The following is a 16404-nucleotide window of genomic DNA, read 5'->3' on the forward strand; positions in this document are numbered from 1 at the left end:
CGATGCGGCTTGGGCGGGAGTTGTCTTGGACTCGGCGTGAATGGGTGGCGACCCGGCGCAACCCCGGAGTTCCGACTTCAATGAACAAAGTCCAAGTTAAGCGTATCTCGCGTCAAGACTCACTTAATTTTGAATTGGTCACGCCACGCATCAGTCCTGAGTGGGCATATCAGTAGCGTCGGCCTGTACCAGTGCGCGCACAAGCAGGTACACGGCTGGCAGGTTGTCGTCGTCACGCCGCCAGTCGACGGGTTCGTCGAGATCCATCCCGGACAACCGGCTGTCCTCAAACCGGACGAACGTCGAACGTACGATCTCGTTGTGCCTCGCCAGGAAGCCCCGATTCTCAAAGACCTGTTCGTCGATTGCGAGCAGCGTGCGCCAAGTCGGCAATCGCGCGCTGTTTGAGTAACGGCGACGACCAGTATCGAGGTGACGACCTGCGACCGTGGCAATGATCTGCTGCAGATCGAGCGACGCGCTGCGGAGTGCGCGTTCGAGGGCGGCAGGGTTGAAGTCGTGGACTTCCATATCGGGAGTAGCGTCGATAACCATATTGTTATTTCCCTGAGGACTCGCATTAACTCGCAGCATTAAAGTCGATGCTTCAACAACGCCCGGTTTCGCTGTGCCAACAACTCGCGGATCTGGGCTAGATAGTTATCGCCGACCGTGCAGTCTTCAACAGGCCGGCTATGTTGATGAGGCGTTGGCGGACGCACGCCGAGATAGCGGCACACGGCGGACACGTACGGTTTGCCGTTGCCCCCAAGATGTCGCGCCGCAGTGGCCACGCGCACGTCTCCAACATGCTTGCGTAACCACGCGAGCGTTTCGCGGTCACCGTCGTTCAAGATGCGGATGAGTTGATTCATGACCGATCCTGTATATAAAAACAGTACTGTAAATTTATACAGTATTTGACCAGGATGCAAGTCAATTCGCAGGATGTCGGACTTTGCGGAGGAGAGGAGGACGATTGAAGTGGGCGCGCAGTCGCGGTCGGGCACGCCGAGGGGGCTGACGACGCGCCTCGGCTCGATCATCTGGCGCGAGATGAGCGTTTATAAAGTCCAGCGAGCGTGACGTTGGAGGCGCAACTATTGTGGCGTTATCACCAAATGTGGGCATGCAGGAACGCCCACACTGCCATGAGCGTTCCTACCCACGACGATTTATCGATTAACCCACGTGTTCGAGGGCGCGCGTCGTCTGAACTTTGCGCGGCCGGTCACGCAGCAGCAGGGGCATCAAACGTCGATTGGCTGTCTGCGCCGCCCACTCGCAATATGTGGCGCTGCCGAGCACCCAGCCCTTGAGCGTCGACTGCATCAGGTTATCGACATCGCGTTCGTCGAGGGCCTGTGCGCCGAGATCGCGGTAAGCCTGCTGGCGCTCGGACTGCGTATGGCCGAGCGCCCGGTAGAGCGGATGATCCTTGATGAAGCTATCGACACGCAGCCCGACGTGGTGCGCGTAGCTCGACCACCGGTAGTTTCCCGGCTCGCCCACAACGCGGTTGCGCACCGGCGCATGATCGATGACCTGGCTCGCGAGCAGGAAATAGCGGTCGGGCTCGATCACGGTCGCCCGGTACTCGCCGCGCCACACCGTACCGCGGCGTCCATGGCGTCGGTTGAAGGTCTCGATATAGCGACGGCCGATCGCCTGCATCGCCATGCCTACGCTCGACTCGTACGAAGGGGTGACGAGCAGCTGTACCGCGTCAGGCATGAGTACCCACGCGTGGACGGCCAGATCGGCGACGCGCACTGCGTCTGCCAGGCAGGCGAGGAAGTACCGGTAGTCGCCTTCGTCCAGGAATGCAGGCCCTGTGAGCCCCTGCAGGATAACGTGCTGTGGTTGGTCTGGGACGTAGTGCCGTGCAAGCCGTGTCATGCTGAATTAAGCGGAAATCCGATGTGAGAAAACGATCCGACAGGTATCGGGCGCGTGGCATAGCGTAACGTGCGCATCGGAAGAAATTCTATCGGTCATGTGCGTGCGTTTGCGTCACGAACAGGGCTTTTTTATGGCTTCTTTTCGTTGATTTGCCGGTCGCAGCAGCATCTTTTTATGTCACCGCTGAATGCAGCGCCGCGCTATACGTCTCCGGCCGCTCCGGTTGTGTCATCCGGCGCTAAATACGTGTCAGGCTGCACAACAGTGCGGTGGTTGAGGGAATCTCCAAAGAAAAGAAGCCCGCGCGAATGGCGGGCTGAATCCACATCATGGAGACATGGAGGAGACGTTCATAAAGGTCACCCCATATCCTCGAATGACCTTGCATGACCATTTGATTTTCTCAAGGTGGCCCGGAAGCTCGTACCTATTTGATCTTCGCTGCAGCGGCGACTTTGCGCACCGCCTCTTGCGGGTCTTCATTCGAGTTCATGAAACCCGTCACGACATCGGTAATCGCGCCTTCGGTGGCTGAGGACTGAACATCACCAAACGCGAACGACGGAAAGAACGTGTTGGATTTGATTGTGGTTTGCGCGTCTGCGTACGACTTCCTGGCGCAAGCGTCGAATTTGTCCATTGCAACATCCTGCCTCACCGGAATGGAACCCTTGTAAAGACTGAATTGCTCCTGGAAGGCGGGGGACATGATTGTCCTGGCCAACGCAAGCTGTCCAGGCGTCGCTTCTTTCTTGCCGTTCTGCTGGAAAAACACGAACGAATCTACTGTGTAAGTGAAAGCGTTCGACGTACCGGGCGCAGCCGCGCAGATATAGTCAACGTCGCCCTTCTTGTTCGCATTGGCGAACTCACCTTTCGCCCAGTCCCCCATGAATTGCATCCCGCCCGATCCGTTGATGACCATGGCGGTCGCGAGATTCCAGTCGCGACCAGTCGAGCCTTTGTCGAAGTAACCCTGTATCTTCCGGACAGTCTGGAACACCTGCAACATCTGGGGCGAAGTGAGTGTTTTCTGGTCGAGATCGATCATGGCCTTGCGATAGAAATCCGCACCCTGAGAAAGTACGACCGTCTCCCAGATGGTCATGTCTTGCCAAGGCTGGCCGCCACGCGCGACGGGCGTAATGCCCGCAGCCCGGAACCTGTCGGCTAGCGCGAAGAACTCGGGCCATGTCGTCGGTGGCTTGCCGCCCACTTTGTCGAGGGCGGCTTTGTTGATCCACAGCCAGTTGATTCGGTGGACCGAGAATGGCGCGGCCACGTAGTGGCCTTTCGACATCATGGTCTTGTTGATCTGCGCTGGCAGCTGCGCTTTCCAGTCGGTCGCGGACTTGTCTATATCGACCAGCACACCTTGATCAGCCCAGTCCTGTATCAAGGGTCCTTTGATCTGCGCAGCCGACGGCGCGTTGCCGGACATGACCTGCGTCTTCAACGCCGTCATGGCAGCCGCACCGGCTCCTCCGGCTACGGCGAAGTCTTTCCACTCGTAACCCTGTTTATTCATGTCGTCCTTAAGCACTCTGATCGCCTTCGATTCACCGCCCGAGGTCCACCAATGCAATACCGAAAGCGACTCGGCTGCACTGGCGACCTGTGTGCTTGTAGCGAGCGCCGCTGCGACAATTGCAGCTGACATGAGTGTTCTGTTCATTGCTGTCTCCGTTAATTTTCTTTATGAATCACCAGACAGGCTCACGCCGCGAAGGCGTGCGCCAGGGTAGCGCTTACAGGTCGAAACCGAGTTGGGCTTTACCGAGCGGTGTCAGATCTTCGATGGTTGCGCGTCCCACGAAGTCGACTTCGAAATGGTCAGTGGGGAAGTCAGGCGGACTCTTGCCCTCAAGGAAGCTAGGCAACTGGCGCTTGAGGTATTCGTCGTTCTTGGCACACGCGGGCGCCGACGCGATATACATCACGTTGCTGTAGCCTGCGCCGCGGTGCGCGTCTTCCACTGCGTGGATCACGTCGCTGTGCCAGAACACGGTGTCGCCCGCCTGCATGTGGGGAATTGATGAAAGAGCGTCGAAAAGCGGCGCATGAAATTCCGGCTTGATGGAAAGCGCGCGGCCTGGCATCGCGCCGCACAGGTCGTCGTCGGCGACATCGTCCTGAAGGGCGCGCAACAGGATATAGGCCATCGAATTCGCAATCGGTACGAGTTGCAACGTGCCGTCCCCGGGACCTTGCGGCGTCAGTGCGGTCCAGCCCTGAAACGTGCGGAACATCGAACATACGGCGGGCGACGCAATCTCCTCTACGTCCGGCCGGAATGCAGCGTCGAACGGATCATATCGACGCCAGTTGCCGTCGAAAACATGCCGGTACACCTTGCGGAAATTCGCCTCGATCCACCGCTCGACCGAGCCGCCGTCGCAGTGCGCGGACAAGCCCAATGACTCGGAACCAGGCGGCCGTCGACGCATCCGGTCCGCGTAAACCGGCACCCGCTCTGGATCGAAATGGACCCGGCCTTCACTCTCATTGCGCCATAACCGGTTCAGAAAGACACGGGCCGCAGTCAGCGACGGCGCCTGGCGTGCGAGGACCTGCGGCTTTGACCAGTACACGCCGTAAATCTGTGGTTTGCTCGACGCGAGCTGGCCAAAGTATTTGTCCTCGGCGCGGTTCTGCAGGCGCGTATCCAGGTCGTTGCGTTCGACGTAGTCTGCAATGTCGCGGTCCCACCCTTCCACCAGAGTGCGGTCGAATACATTGCGGATCACACACGCGCCACGCGTTTTGACGAGCTCGATCTGCTCGGCGCTCACGCGCTGCTCCGCGATGTCGGAAAACTGGATTTCGGGGATCACGTTTTCGCCGCGCTTGCGTTGCGCGGCAATTCTGCTGGCTTCGGCTCGGATTGTTTCATCCACCTCGGCGAAAACATCACGATAGTTCGGAAGTCGTGCGCGAAGCTCCTGCTTGGCCTGCCGGATGGCTGCCGGCAGATCGTCGATGATGAGTGCCATGTCGTCTCCTTGTGGGTTCTGCTATGTCCGCAGGATAGGCCGACCGCATCCACAAAAGTGATACCATTCAGACAATTTCTTTGCGCCTTCTGCCATGAAACCAGCGTACGAACATGTCGAATTTGGCGACGACTGCTCGGTCCGGGTTTACCATCGGCGTCTGCCGCGCATTCCGTTCGAATGGCACCATCATCCCGAGTACGAACTGACCTTGACGTTGAACAGTCAGGGCAAGCGTTATATCGGGGATTCGATTGCAGACTATGTAGAGGAAGACCTGGTTCTCGTGCCGCCGAATCTTCCTCATACGTGGGCGTCGAACCGCTCGATTGACGCCGCGTCCCCTCAGGTTGCGATCGTGATCTGGTTCGGCGGCGACTGGGCGCGGCGGCTGGCGGATGTCTGTCCGGAATATGCGCCTTTGCGTAACCTGCTACGGCGGGCGGCATGCGGGCTGGCATTCGGTCCGGAGGTCGGCGTCGCCATGCACGGCCAGCTCGACAATCTGCTGTCCAGCGCGCCGCGACAACGCCTTGCGATCGTGCTGAACGTTTTGTGCGCGCTAGCGGAAGCACCCGGTGAGCCGCTCGCTTCGCCCGCGGCATTTAGCAACCGGACTGAGGGCCCTTCAGGCCACGAACCCGAGCGTATCAATCGCGTGCTTTCGATGATCGATTCGCGCTTCGCCGAGCCGCTGCGTTTATCCGAACTTTGCGAGGCTGCGAACGTGTCGGAGCGTTCTCTGGCGCGCTACTTCGAGCAGCACATTGGAGAGAGCGTCGGCCGATATATCGCGCGGGTCAGAATTGGACACGCGTGCCGGATGCTCGCGCATACCTCCACGCCTGTTTCCGTCGTTGCAGCCCGGTCTGGATTTCCGAACGTCGCCAACTTCAACCGACAGTTCAAGGCGTTGAAAGAACTCACACCCGCTGCTTACCGCAGGCAGTTCGCGGCTCGCGATATCGCCGAAACAGAGACCGGTCCGCGGATCAACGAACGCTCGCCTTCGTTGCAACGGAACCCGCGACTAGCGAAATCCGTTGCGTAACGCCGGCGAGCGGCTGGGCGCTGAAATATTCGCTAGAGAACGACGCTGCGGTATTCCATTGGGTCGCGGCGGTAGGCTCGAAGACGGTAGGAGATAGTGATGCGCGCGCCGTGCAGTCCTCGACAGGCCGCCATTTTGCAAACCGACCGCGGCCCACAAGGCAGCCGAGCGCAACGATGGGTGCCCGCTTGGGCCGTAAAAGCGTAAAAGGTTTACCGTTGCTGCGTGGCCGACTGATTCGCAGCCTGGCGTTGCGATGCCATCCGGTCAGCTTGCAATCGAGCTTCAACGTTGTTCAGCCTGGTCGGGTAATCCACATCGTCAGGGATAGGGTTGTACCCAGCGCGTTCGAGGTCAGCAAGTTCCGCGCGTACTTGTGCTCGGGTTACCGGAGCGTCGGTTTGGGCAAACGAAGCTATTGGCGAAGAGGCGAGCAACGCGAACGCGGTCGCAAGGACAATCTTTTTCATCACACACCTATGGGGGCAGTGTTCGGCCGTTGCGGCAAGAACCCGAAGAAGTATAGCTGCCGAAATATAGTTAGTTACCCTCAAAAAAACAAAAGTGAATTGCGAAACGCAATTTCTGCGCGTCGGATTTTCAGCCCTTCAAATGGAGCGTAAAAACGCTGCGGACACGCCCCGCTGGAGGTCGGATGAAAGGTTCCGCGAACGCGCTATTTCCTTGGTGAGTTGCATGACCGTGCGGCAAGCAAGTGTCAGTTCGCCGTGGGGCGACATGGCAAGCGCAATGAAGCGAGACACTGTAGGCTCGACCACCATCGACGCCTGCAGCCGGCACTCCTTTTCAAGGTTGGCAATCGCGTAAGGTCCGAGCAACGCATAGACGCCGCCATCGGCAACGATATGCGCCTGCAGACTCAAAGAGTCCGCTTCCGCCGCAAAGTTCAGGGAGATCCGGTGTTCACCGGCAATTTGCTCGAGTCGGTCGCGCCAGCTGTTGGGGCGGCAGAAAGAGACTAGCGGAATCCCATCGAGCTTTGAAAAAGCAATCGTAGGCTGCTTTAACAGAGGATCGCCCTCTGCGCCGACCAGGTAAGTTGCGGCCTCAACCAGATACTCGTCACCGTTTTTCGGCGTCGGACTGTTTCGAAAGAGGATTGCGATGTCGACGCTGCCGTTTTCCAACCACGTTTCCAGCAACGCACCTTGACCTTCGCGAACCTGTAGTTGCACCAGGGGATAACGTTCTCGAAGGCGATGGTAAAGGGTGCTGACAAGCGGATGCGCGGTCGAGGGCAGAATCCCAATCCTGACTACGCCGATCGGCTCTCCCGCCGTACTGCGGATGTCGTTTGACAACTGTTCCGTACTGGCCAGCCATACCCTCACGCGCGGGGCGATACGCGCTCCCAACTCGGTCAATACCACGCCTCTTCCGGTTCGCTGAAACAAACGGCCGCCGCAGTACTGCTCAAGCTCAACAATCTGGCGGCTGATATGCGGCTGACTTGTCCCATAGGCAACCGCGGCCTTGCTCAGGCTCCCGAGTTCCGCGGCGTCGATAAACAGCTTCCAGGCAGCGTAGTCCACCGCTAGGCCCCTCGATGAGATATGTCAAATCAGTATAGCTGAAATGTGCGGTTAGACAGTTCTCGCATGAGCCGTCCATCCCTACACTGCAACGCATGCACCGTTGTTCCGGCTTGAAGCGAAACGAGCAGCGGGCTCTCCTCTGCGGAAAGAGGAGCCGAAAAAGCTCAATTTGGATGGAGACGTCATGAAAGCGATCGATCTGCGCGGTTTGGTCCCGGCACCCGTTACACCCTTCACCCGCGACGGAGCGGTGGACCACGCAGCAATTCAACGGCTGGGTTCCTGGCTCGGCGGCATCGAGGGAGTTAAAGGTCTGACGGTTCTTGGCCACGCTGGCGAAGGTACGTTCCTCACACAGAAAGAACAGGCCGAAGTTATTCAAAGCTTCGTGAAGTCCGTTGACGGCAAGATCCCGGTCATCGCCGGCATCACGCTGGAAGGCACCGAAGTGGCCGTTGAAGAAGCGAAGCGTGCCGTGGAAGCCGGCGCGTCGGCCGGTCTGGTGTACCCGTCGCACGGCTGGCTGCGCTTCGGTTATCAGAAGGGCGCACCGCAAGACCGCTACCGCGCCATCTACGAAGGCAGCGGCCTGCCGCTCATCCTGTTCCAGTACCAGGATGCCACCAAGGCGACCTACAACCTCGAAACACAACTGGAAATCGCCGCGCAGCCTGGCGTATTCGCGATGAAGAACGGCGTGCGCAACATGCGCCGCTGGGACGTGGAGATTCCCATCATTCGCCGCGAGCGCCCGGAACTGCAAGTCCTGACCTGCCACGACGAATATCTGCTCCATACGATGTTCGACGTTGACGGTGCACTCGTCGGCTACGGCGGCCTGGCTCCCGAGCCGCTCATCGAACTGATCAAAGCGGGCAAGGCGAAAGACTACCAGGCAGCTCGCGCGATCCATGATCGCCTTCTGCCCGTGACTCGCAGCGTGTACCACCGTGGCTCGCACATGGAAGGCACCGTTGCACTCAAGCACGGTCTCGTTGCCCGAGGCATCCTCGAGCACGCCACGGTGCGCTCGCCGTTGCTGCCGCTCGCGGAAGGCGCGGACGTTGAGATCACTGACGCGCTCCGTTCGGCGGGCCTCGTCGACTGACGAGGGAACTGTGCACCAATAGCCCTATGACGATAGCGAAGCGATGTACCGCTTCGCTGTCAGCGTTAGCAAATAACGGCGACGCGCGAAACCTCGTTCCGCGAGTCGCCCATAACAGGATCGGGAAACGACCAAAAAAGCTCCGACGTCGCGACACAATAAGAGAGAAACGCGATCGGTGCTTCAAAACAAGAACAAGACCGAGGGTCCATAAAATGCAGCTTTACAGGAGACAGCATGAACACCCATTCGACCGCCTACGGTGTGGGCATTGGTCAACCACAGAGCGAAACACGCGCGGTCAGCGAGCAGCTGCGTGCGGCGAACCTGCTGTTCCGCATCGAGAACGTACCGTTCTGCCGGTGGCACACCAAGGCACGCATCGTCATGGGCAGCGCGACCCTCTTTGACGCGTTTGACGCCTTGTCGCTTGCTTTTGTGCTTCCGGTGCTCGTCGGCCTCTGGCATCTTTCTCCCGGCCAGATTGGCGCGCTGATTGCCGCCGGCTATCTCGGCCAGGTCGTAGGTGCGTTGGTGTTCGGTTGGCTTGCCGAGCGCCTTGGCCGGGTGCCGAGCGCCACGATAGCGGTCGGTGCCATGTCCGCAATGAGCATCGTATGCGCCTTCACCGGCAACTTGCCTATGCTATTTTTGATGCGCTTCCTGCAAGGTATTGGAGTGGGCGGAGAAGTGCCCGTGGCCGCCACTTACATTAACGAACTTTCTCAAGCCCATGGCCGAGGGCGCTTCTTCATCCTGTACGAACTCATTTTTCCGCTGGGTCTTCTTGCGGCCGCGCAACTCGGTGCGTTCATCGTCCCCCGCTTCGGCTGGGAGTATATGTTCCTCATCGGCGGGATTCCGGGCATCGCCGTAGCGATCCTGATCGCCCGCCTTCCGGAATCGCCGCGCTGGCTCATTGCAAGGGGGCGTTTCGATAAGGCGGAACGAATCATCGAGCGTCTGGAGGCAAGCACGACGAAGCGCAGCCTCGACACACAAACGCAGAGGGCCGAAGTCGACGAGCGCGTTGTGACCCTTCTGAACGGACTCCAGTCGAAGAAGAAAGGAACCTGGAAAGAACTCTTCTCCCCGTTCTACAGAGGACGCACCGTTGTCGTGTGGTTGCTCTGGGCGAGCTCTTATTTTGTGGAAAATGGCATTAACAACTGGCTGCCCAGCCTCTACAGGACGGTCTACCATCTGCCGCTGCAAGAGTCGCTTCACATGGCGTCAATCTCGAATGTACTTAGCACGTGCGGGGTGCTTGCCTGCGCGTTACTGATAGACCGTGTAGGGCGCCGCCGCTGGGCAATGGCTTGTTTCATCATCAGCGCAATACTGCTCGCCGCTCTGGGCATTCATGGAGCTGGCAGCGCATGGTCAGTGATGCTCCTGGGATCGTCGGCCTACGCCGTGATAGCAACCACGACTGTCCTTCTGTACCTTTACACCCCTGAAATCTATCCGACCCGGATGCGCGCCATCGGCACTGGTCTCGCGACTTCCTGGTTGCGAGCGGCCTCTGCTGCAGCGCCTGCGATCGTCGGTGTCGTATTGACAGGGAAAGGTATCGCTGCGGTATTCGTCATGTTTGCCGTGGTCAGTGCAGTGGGCTTTTCGTCGCCGCGCGAATGGTGGAGACGACCAATCGCGCTCTCGAAGAGATCTCCCCGTAGCCTCTGGATCGCTGTGACTCCTTCTCCGGATATGACTCCAGGGAAGGAGCCGGCTGGCGCGTAATACCGTTAGCTTTGCCGACATGATTGCGACACGCGCCAGCGCTCCAGGCCGGCCCATCAGTAGTACTCAGTGCTGACGCACGAAAAAATCATTCGAAAAAATATGAATGGAGACAACCGAAATGAAAAAGGCACAACGGGCAATGGCCAGCTCTCCCGCGCGGAGAATTGTTGGTACGCTTGGACTTACAGCGCTTTTCTGCTCAGTTTTAGCATTGACTTCTGTCTGCGCCCGCGCAGATAGCGGCTCGCAGGTCCAACTTTATGGCCTCATCGGCACCTATGTCGGGAGTGTCAAACGCAGCGACACGCCGCAATCTGCGGTACTGATGGGGAGCGGCGGACTCACCACTTCCTTCTGGGGAATCCGCGGCAACGAAGACCTTGGCGGCGGCGTCAGTGCCATCTTCGCCCTCGAGAGCTTCTTCCAGCCTCAAAACGGCGCGCAGGGTCGCAATGCGACGGACCCGTTCTGGTCACGCAATGCGTACGTGGGATTTAAAGGCGACTTCGGCCAATTAACGTTGGGACGGCACAGAAACCCGACCTATACGGCAGAGTCCCTCGTCAATCCATTCGGATCATCTGTCGTCTTTTCTCCGCTCGTTGTCCAGACATTCGTGGCCAATTATAGCGGCACGATCATCGGAGATACGGTGTGGAATAACACGGCCAAGTACACGACCCCGGACTTTAAAGGTTTCGGTGCAACGGTAATCTACGGCCTGGGTGGCGTCGCGGGTTCGCCCGGCATTGGTAACCTCGGCGTTCACTTGAATTATCAAGGTCACGGTCTCACGGCAGTGCTGTCCGGCCAGCGCGTGCGGTACACCGCGGCAGGGCCGGTGGGAGCGCAGTATGCCTATCTCGCGGGCGCGGCGTACGATTTCAAAGTCGTGACGCTGTACGGAGCGTGGGCGATGACGAGTGACGTGAGTACGCCTACAGGCAGCCACACTTACGAAGCCGGTTTGTCGATCCCGTTCTCGCCCGCTGACTTCCTGCTTGCGGAGTGGGCACGCACACAACGGTCAGGGCCCACGCATACGACCAACACCCTTCGAAACACTGCCGCTCTCGGTTACGATCATCTGTTGTCCAAGCGGACGGACATTTACGCGATTTACTCCATTGACAAGCTGAGCGACCATCCCATCGGCAACACATTTGCCGTCGGCATTCGACACACGTTCTAGAAAGCGTTCGCTTCTTTGTGGTCGCTTCCCGTCGCCGAAAAAGCTCGGCGGTGAAGAGGGGTTAGGCGCATCATACGAGCGGATCTCCTGGACCTGCAGAATGTCTACGCCGTACTCTTCCGCGCCCACGCGGAAAATCAGGAATCCTCCGGCCAGGTGCGATGCCGCCTCCGCCTGATCGGGATTCGCCGCGGCCGCATGCGCGGCGGTGAATCTCGCGGGAATAGCGGCGTGAGCCCTTTCCATTGTTTCTATGGCGGGCTCCGTCGATTGTGTCGTTCAAGCAACTCAGAACGAGTCCCAGCCTTCGCTGTTGACAGCCGTTGCGCTGGCACCTGCCAGGCGAGGCACTGCGACTGGCCGGACGGGCGTTGCAGCCTTCCTCGTCGCCGGCCGCGCTGCGCGGGTTGCCGGGACGGTTGACGGGTTGGCGGATCCGCCCGTTGCACGCGCAGCGGCCTGGGAATCCAGACGGAAGAACGCAATCGCCTGGTTCAACTGCCGCCCCTGATCCTCGAGTGATTTCGATGCGGCTGCCGCTTCCTCCACCAGCGCGGCGTTCTGCTGCGTGACCTCGTCCATCTGCGTGATCGCCTGGCTGACCTGCTCAATGCCCCGGCTCTGTTCGGTCGACGCAGCGGCGATTTCGCCCATGATGTCGGTCACACGCGCCACGGCCTGCGTGACCTCGGACATCGTCTTCCCCGCCTCATTCGCAAGCGACGAGCCATTCTGGATCTTCTGCACAGAGGCGTTGATCAGATCCTTGATTTCCTTTGCCGCGCTGGACGAGCGCTGGGCGAGGCTGCGCACTTCGCTTGCGACCACCGCGAACCCGCGTCCCTGCTCGCCCGCACGGGCTGCTTCCACCGCCGCATTCAGCGCGAGGATGTTGGTCTGGAAAGCAATCCCTTCAATGATTCCTGTGATATCCGCGATCTTGGTGGAACTCGTGCTGATCTCGCCCATCGTATCGACCACCTGACTGACAACCTCATTCCCCCGTCCCGCCACTTCGGACGCATTGGCCGAGAGTGAACTCGCCTGCTGGGCGTTTTCGGCATTCTGCTTCACGGTTGATGTCAGCTCTTCCATGCTCGCAGCGGTTTCCTGCAGTGAAGCCGCTTGCTGTTCCGTGCGGGAAGAAAGATCGACGTTGCCAGACGCGATCTGGCTCGAACCGGTGCCAATGCTGTCCGCAGAGGCGCGAACCTGACCGATCAGGCGCACGAGGCTTGCCTGCATCTCGCCCATCGAGGCCAGCACGCTCCCGGCAGGCGCATTGTTCGCCCCCGGCACGGGGCTCAGATCCCCACCAGCCACGCGCTGGGTGACTTCGCCCAGTACGGCCGGCTCCGCGCCGAGAGCACGCGTCAAACTGCGGGTAATCAGCACACCAGCCAGCGCCGCGGACAAAGCGGCCGCCAGGCAAATGGCGATCAGCACATTCCGTTGGCTGGCGTAGTGCTCGGCCGCTTCCTGTACCAACTGCGACTCAACGCTTTTGGCGTAGTCCGCGTAAGCCTGCGTCGCCTTGACCAATGCAGCGAGCAGGGGCCGGCATTCGTCATTCATCTTCGTGATGGCTGCGTCATGCTTGCCGTTCAAAGCAAGGTCTACGATAGCCGACGCAACCGGTCCGTAAAGCGATTCGACACGATTGATCTCGGCCACGAGCTCGCGCGCCTGAGGGGTCACGTCGCTCGCATTGGCGACCATCTCGTTTAGCTTTCGAAGGCGGCTGGCGACGGTTTCGTGGGCCTGCGTCACCGCAGCTTTTTCAATCGCCAGATCCTCCGGCTTCGTCACCAGCACCAGATTGCGAGCGGCGATAGCGCGTTGATCAACCGCGGTCCGAACGCCCACGACCATGTCTCCGCGGGCGTTGACGCCTGAGACGTAACCTGAGAACTGGTCATTGGAATCGCTCAATGCCTTTAACGAAATGCCTGAGACCACAAGAACCAGCGCGGCTAGTACGCCGAACGCCCACGTGAGTCTGGCTTTCACTGACAGCTGATTAAAGTTCATGTTTCGATTCCACTGAAAGCGTAGTAAATAAGGACGATGGCGGATCGCTGCCTCGCTAACGCCCTGGAAGATGCTGGAGTGCGGGGTGTTCTTGTTCAACGGATGAATCAGTCGCCCGCATCAGGTACTACGGCTATAAGGCAAAGATCCTGAAGGGCGAGGTTCCCCAGGTAGCGACTCGCAAACGTTCTCGCGCTATTGTTTTTTTAAATGAAGGAAGCATCTTGTTAGGCTCACAGGCGACAGTAAGCGGGTGGATTTTTGTCTGATGATTAATCTGAGTGACTGCAGGCCGCCATCCGTTCATAAGCTGTACCAACGAAATGAACTATCGACGGCTTTGAATGGACGCGATCGAGGAAATGGGAAGCGTCGGGCGTCTCTTTCGAGCCTCCTAACTGCCGTTCCTTTCGTGACTCGACTGACCGGATTGGGTTGGTTGCGGTGCTCCGCGCGATATGCAGTTTGAAAGTTCTCGCACGCGTCGGGATCGGGGAGAGTTCGGCCAGGAAACGTCGGTCGGCTACCGTGTGTCGATCATCGACAATTCGCAATAGCGGGCGGTGCTCGTTTCGCCTCCCCCTGGAAGTCAGCCCGGCCGCCGAACCACATCGGTCAGTTCACAAATTAAATTTAATGTGCCAATATCGGCCAAATGGAACTCCGTAACGTATCGATTCGGTCTCGTCATTGTCACGGTCGCAAACTTTTGCGCCGCGGTTCGTTACGTCCTCAGCATCGAATTCGACCTCGTCGGTCAAACTCCATGTGCAACGACCAAGGCGCCTAAGGCGCCTTTTTTATTTCTCTCCTAAGAGCTGACGATGACCCTCCCGATAAGCTATCGACGCGCGACCATCGAAGATGTTTTGACAATCTGCGAATTGGGTCAAATCTTGAATGCGGGCCACCACTTGGCACGCCCCGACATCTACGCAGATGCCACCACAGAATTCGGCCGGGACAAACCGCACTGGCTCTCCAGCCTGCAAGGAGAAGATCGAGCAACGTTCCTTGCTGAGCTTGGCAGCAAAGCCGTCGGCTTCATTACGATTCAGGTGGTGAAGCCGATAAGCCCGTTATTGCAGCCGATCGTCGCTGGTCGCATCGGCTCCGTCGCAGTCTCAGAACAAATCAGAGGACGCGGGGTCGGCAGCTCTCTTATCAAACTCGCGGAAGAGTGGGCACGGAACCAAGGTGCCACGGACATCAGACTAGCCGTTTGGGAATTTAACGAACAGGCGGTCAATCTGTATCAGGAACTTGGCTACGAGATTCGCGCGTTCGAGATGGGAAAGCGGATTCGGACCTTGGTGGATGTTCCGAACGCATGAGCCTGCGACCGGCGACCCCTAACGGCACCGGGTGCTTTAAGCCTGCGGAAGTCGAAAGGTCGGAGCGAAGGCTGCAAGACTGGTTTAACGTTCTGGAATTTGGTTGATTAGCGATGTGAGCACGTGGTCTGCCCATACCCCGTTGATCCTTAGATAGGACCGAGCCAAGCCTTCACGCTCGAACCCTAGCCGTTTTAATAGTTGTTCGCTACGAAAATTTTCGGGCCTGAAATTCGCCATTATTCTGTGCAACCCAATTTCGTCAAAGATATAAGTAATGGCAGACGTCAATGCTTCGCGCATGAGGCCTTGTCCTTCAAACCGCTCTGCAAGCGAAAATCCAAGATGACATGCCTGAAAGGGCCCGCGCACGATGTTCGTGAAGTTGCAATCACCGACTATTTCGCCGGTTCCCAACGAAATGAGAAGGAGATGCACCGCGACTCCCGAGCTGTTGTTATGCGCCACTGTCGACAGCCGTAGGCAAACCGAATCAGTGTCGAAGAAGCTTTCGTCTCGAAGCGGTTCCCAAGGCTGTAGGTGAGCGCGATTTTCAATGGAGTATTCCCGCAACTCATGCGTGAACTGCTCGCATGCCGGCACGAGTTTCAGGCGTGCCGTTGAAATTTCCCGCGGTAGTACGTCGATGTGAACACTCGTCACTGGGGCTCTCCGTTGAAAACGCGGGAGAGTATGTTTAGTCAGAAATTCTTCGTCAACAATTCGACTGGCGACACGTGATTCAATGTCCGCTCTGGGAAAAGCCAAGAGCGCTGTCTGTCAACGGCCGCGATATACGAAGCCGACTCATGGATTGACTCCTCAAGGGATCAATCATTGACGGTCTCCAGAACGGCCACGCGTTTTACTACTCGACCGACCTCTCAATTTCCGGCCTCGAAAATTTTGCCATCGAGCGATGACGAACTGGTGACGCACATGAATGAAAGGCGCGGCCACAACCTGTTCCACCTGTCCGAATTTGCGGCAATAGTGAGTTTGCCCAGCTCAACGGGGAAGCGTGATGCTGGTGAATCGTTTGAAGCCGCTATGGAAGAGGTGGTGAAGCGGGCTTGTACAGCGACTCCTTTACGCCGTCGTTATCGCATGGCCAGGTGATGAATTGATCGAGCATCTGAATCCAGCGCGGCTGCACGACGAGAGCGACAGGGTGGCGTCGCGGGCTGCATGATGTTTTTCGAATTCCCAGAACATGGCCGAAGAGTACGATCTTTTCTGGGGGTTTACCCTTGAGCGAATATTGAGCACTAGGTTTTGCGAGGCGGCTTCGTCAGAAACGGCTAGGTTTCGTAGCAGCGTGCACAACCCGTGCATACGGCGGCTCCGGTTCTAACTCGTTGTTTTTTATGGGAAGTGCGAGCCCTAGCGGTGTTCGGACACAAGTCGTGAGTTCAAACTTCGGCGAACAAAGTTCAAAGTTAAGCGAATCTCCACACGAATCTTGATAACCGCACCATCCCTTCTTGAATT

General features: G+C 58.3%; 14 protein-coding genes and 2 pseudogenes. 6 read left to right on the forward strand and 10 right to left on the reverse strand.

Annotated features, from left to right (window positions below; translation table 11 throughout):
* Positions 1–150 precede the first annotated feature (150 nt).
* The 5 genes from B0G81_RS28790 to B0G81_RS28810 form a co-directional block, all read right to left on the reverse strand.
* Entirely contained in the window at positions 151–555 is a 405-nt protein-coding gene (locus B0G81_RS28790; RefSeq protein ID WP_134140014.1) for a DUF2471 domain-containing protein, read from the reverse strand.
* 38 nt (positions 556–593) lie between these two features.
* The gene (locus B0G81_RS28795; protein WP_134140016.1) at positions 594–875 is read right to left on the reverse strand and encodes a hypothetical protein; all 282 of its coding nucleotides are present in this window, start codon (positions 873–875) and stop codon (positions 594–596) included.
* Between the two features lie 307 nt (positions 876–1182).
* Positions 1183–1899: a transposase gene (locus tag B0G81_RS28800; RefSeq protein ID WP_134140018.1), complete on the reverse strand. Its 717-nt coding sequence runs from the start codon at positions 1897–1899 to the stop codon at positions 1183–1185.
* 430 nt (positions 1900–2329) lie between these two features.
* Positions 2330–3562 carry an ABC transporter substrate-binding protein gene (locus B0G81_RS28805; RefSeq protein WP_243856800.1) on the reverse strand — a complete coding sequence of 411 codons (1233 nt, stop codon included), beginning with the start codon at positions 3560–3562 and terminating at the stop codon, positions 2330–2332.
* Between the two features lie 88 nt (positions 3563–3650).
* Complete coding sequence (locus B0G81_RS28810) at positions 3651–4895, reverse strand: DUF1479 domain-containing protein (RefSeq protein WP_134140021.1); 1245 nt, start codon at positions 4893–4895, stop codon at positions 3651–3653.
* Positions 4896–4989: 94 nt separating this feature from the next.
* On the opposite strand from B0G81_RS28810, the gene B0G81_RS28815 reads away from it, so the two are divergent.
* The gene (locus tag B0G81_RS28815; RefSeq protein WP_134140023.1) at positions 4990–5946 is read left to right on the forward strand and encodes an AraC family transcriptional regulator; all 957 of its coding nucleotides are present in this window, start codon (positions 4990–4992) and stop codon (positions 5944–5946) included.
* Between the two features lie 212 nt (positions 5947–6158).
* On the opposite strand, the gene B0G81_RS28820 is transcribed toward B0G81_RS28815, so the two are convergent.
* Entirely contained in the window at positions 6159–6416 is a 258-nt protein-coding gene (locus tag B0G81_RS28820) for a DUF4148 domain-containing protein (RefSeq protein ID WP_134140025.1), read from the reverse strand.
* Positions 6417–6554: 138 nt separating this feature from the next.
* Entirely contained in the window at positions 6555–7499 is a 945-nt protein-coding gene (locus B0G81_RS28825) for a LysR family transcriptional regulator (protein ID WP_134140028.1), read from the reverse strand.
* Positions 7500–7686: 187 nt separating this feature from the next.
* Between B0G81_RS28825 and B0G81_RS28830 the strand changes: the two genes are divergently transcribed.
* The 3 genes and pseudogenes from B0G81_RS28830 to B0G81_RS28840 all read left to right on the forward strand — a co-directional run bounded on the left by B0G81_RS28830 (position 7687) and on the right by B0G81_RS28840 (position 11548).
* A complete protein-coding gene (locus B0G81_RS28830; protein WP_134143231.1) occupies positions 7687–8610 on the forward strand; it encodes a dihydrodipicolinate synthase family protein in 924 nt (307 codons plus the stop codon).
* Positions 8611–8847: 237 nt separating this feature from the next.
* Positions 8848–10289 (forward strand): annotated as a pseudogene (locus B0G81_RS28835) (MFS transporter).
* 185 nt (positions 10290–10474) lie between these two features.
* Positions 10475–11548, forward strand: a complete 1074-nt coding sequence (locus B0G81_RS28840; RefSeq protein ID WP_134140031.1) for a porin — start codon at positions 10475–10477, stop codon at positions 11546–11548.
* Positions 11549–11611: 63 nt separating this feature from the next.
* Here B0G81_RS28840 and B0G81_RS44845 read toward each other — a convergent pair.
* Positions 11612–11704, reverse strand: a pseudogene (locus tag B0G81_RS44845) (chemotaxis protein CheW); the annotation flags it as partial.
* A 132-nt stretch (positions 11705–11836) separates the two neighbouring features.
* Positions 11837–13579 carry a methyl-accepting chemotaxis protein gene (locus B0G81_RS28850; RefSeq protein WP_134143232.1) on the reverse strand — a complete coding sequence of 581 codons (1743 nt, stop codon included), beginning with the start codon at positions 13577–13579 and terminating at the stop codon, positions 11837–11839.
* Between the two features lie 824 nt (positions 13580–14403).
* Here B0G81_RS28850 and B0G81_RS28855 point away from each other — a divergent pair.
* Positions 14404–14913 (forward strand): GNAT family N-acetyltransferase, encoded by a 510-nt coding sequence (locus B0G81_RS28855; protein ID WP_134140034.1) that lies wholly within the window; start codon positions 14404–14406, stop codon positions 14911–14913.
* A gap of 84 nt (positions 14914–14997) precedes the next feature.
* Here the strand turns inward: B0G81_RS28855 and B0G81_RS28860 are convergent, their stop codons facing one another.
* Positions 14998–15576, reverse strand: a complete 579-nt coding sequence (locus B0G81_RS28860; RefSeq protein WP_134140037.1) for a GNAT family N-acetyltransferase — start codon at positions 15574–15576, stop codon at positions 14998–15000.
* Between the two features lie 174 nt (positions 15577–15750).
* Here B0G81_RS28860 and B0G81_RS43860 point away from each other — a divergent pair, with 174 nt between their 5' ends.
* Positions 15751–16032 (forward strand): hypothetical protein, encoded by a 282-nt coding sequence (locus tag B0G81_RS43860; protein WP_166679076.1) that lies wholly within the window; start codon positions 15751–15753, stop codon positions 16030–16032.
* Positions 16033–16404: the final 372 nt, after the last annotated feature.

Origin of the sequence: Paraburkholderia sp. BL6665CI2N2, from assembly GCF_004366535.1 — a bacterium.
Taxonomy (GTDB): Bacteria; Pseudomonadota; Gammaproteobacteria; order Burkholderiales; family Burkholderiaceae; genus Paraburkholderia.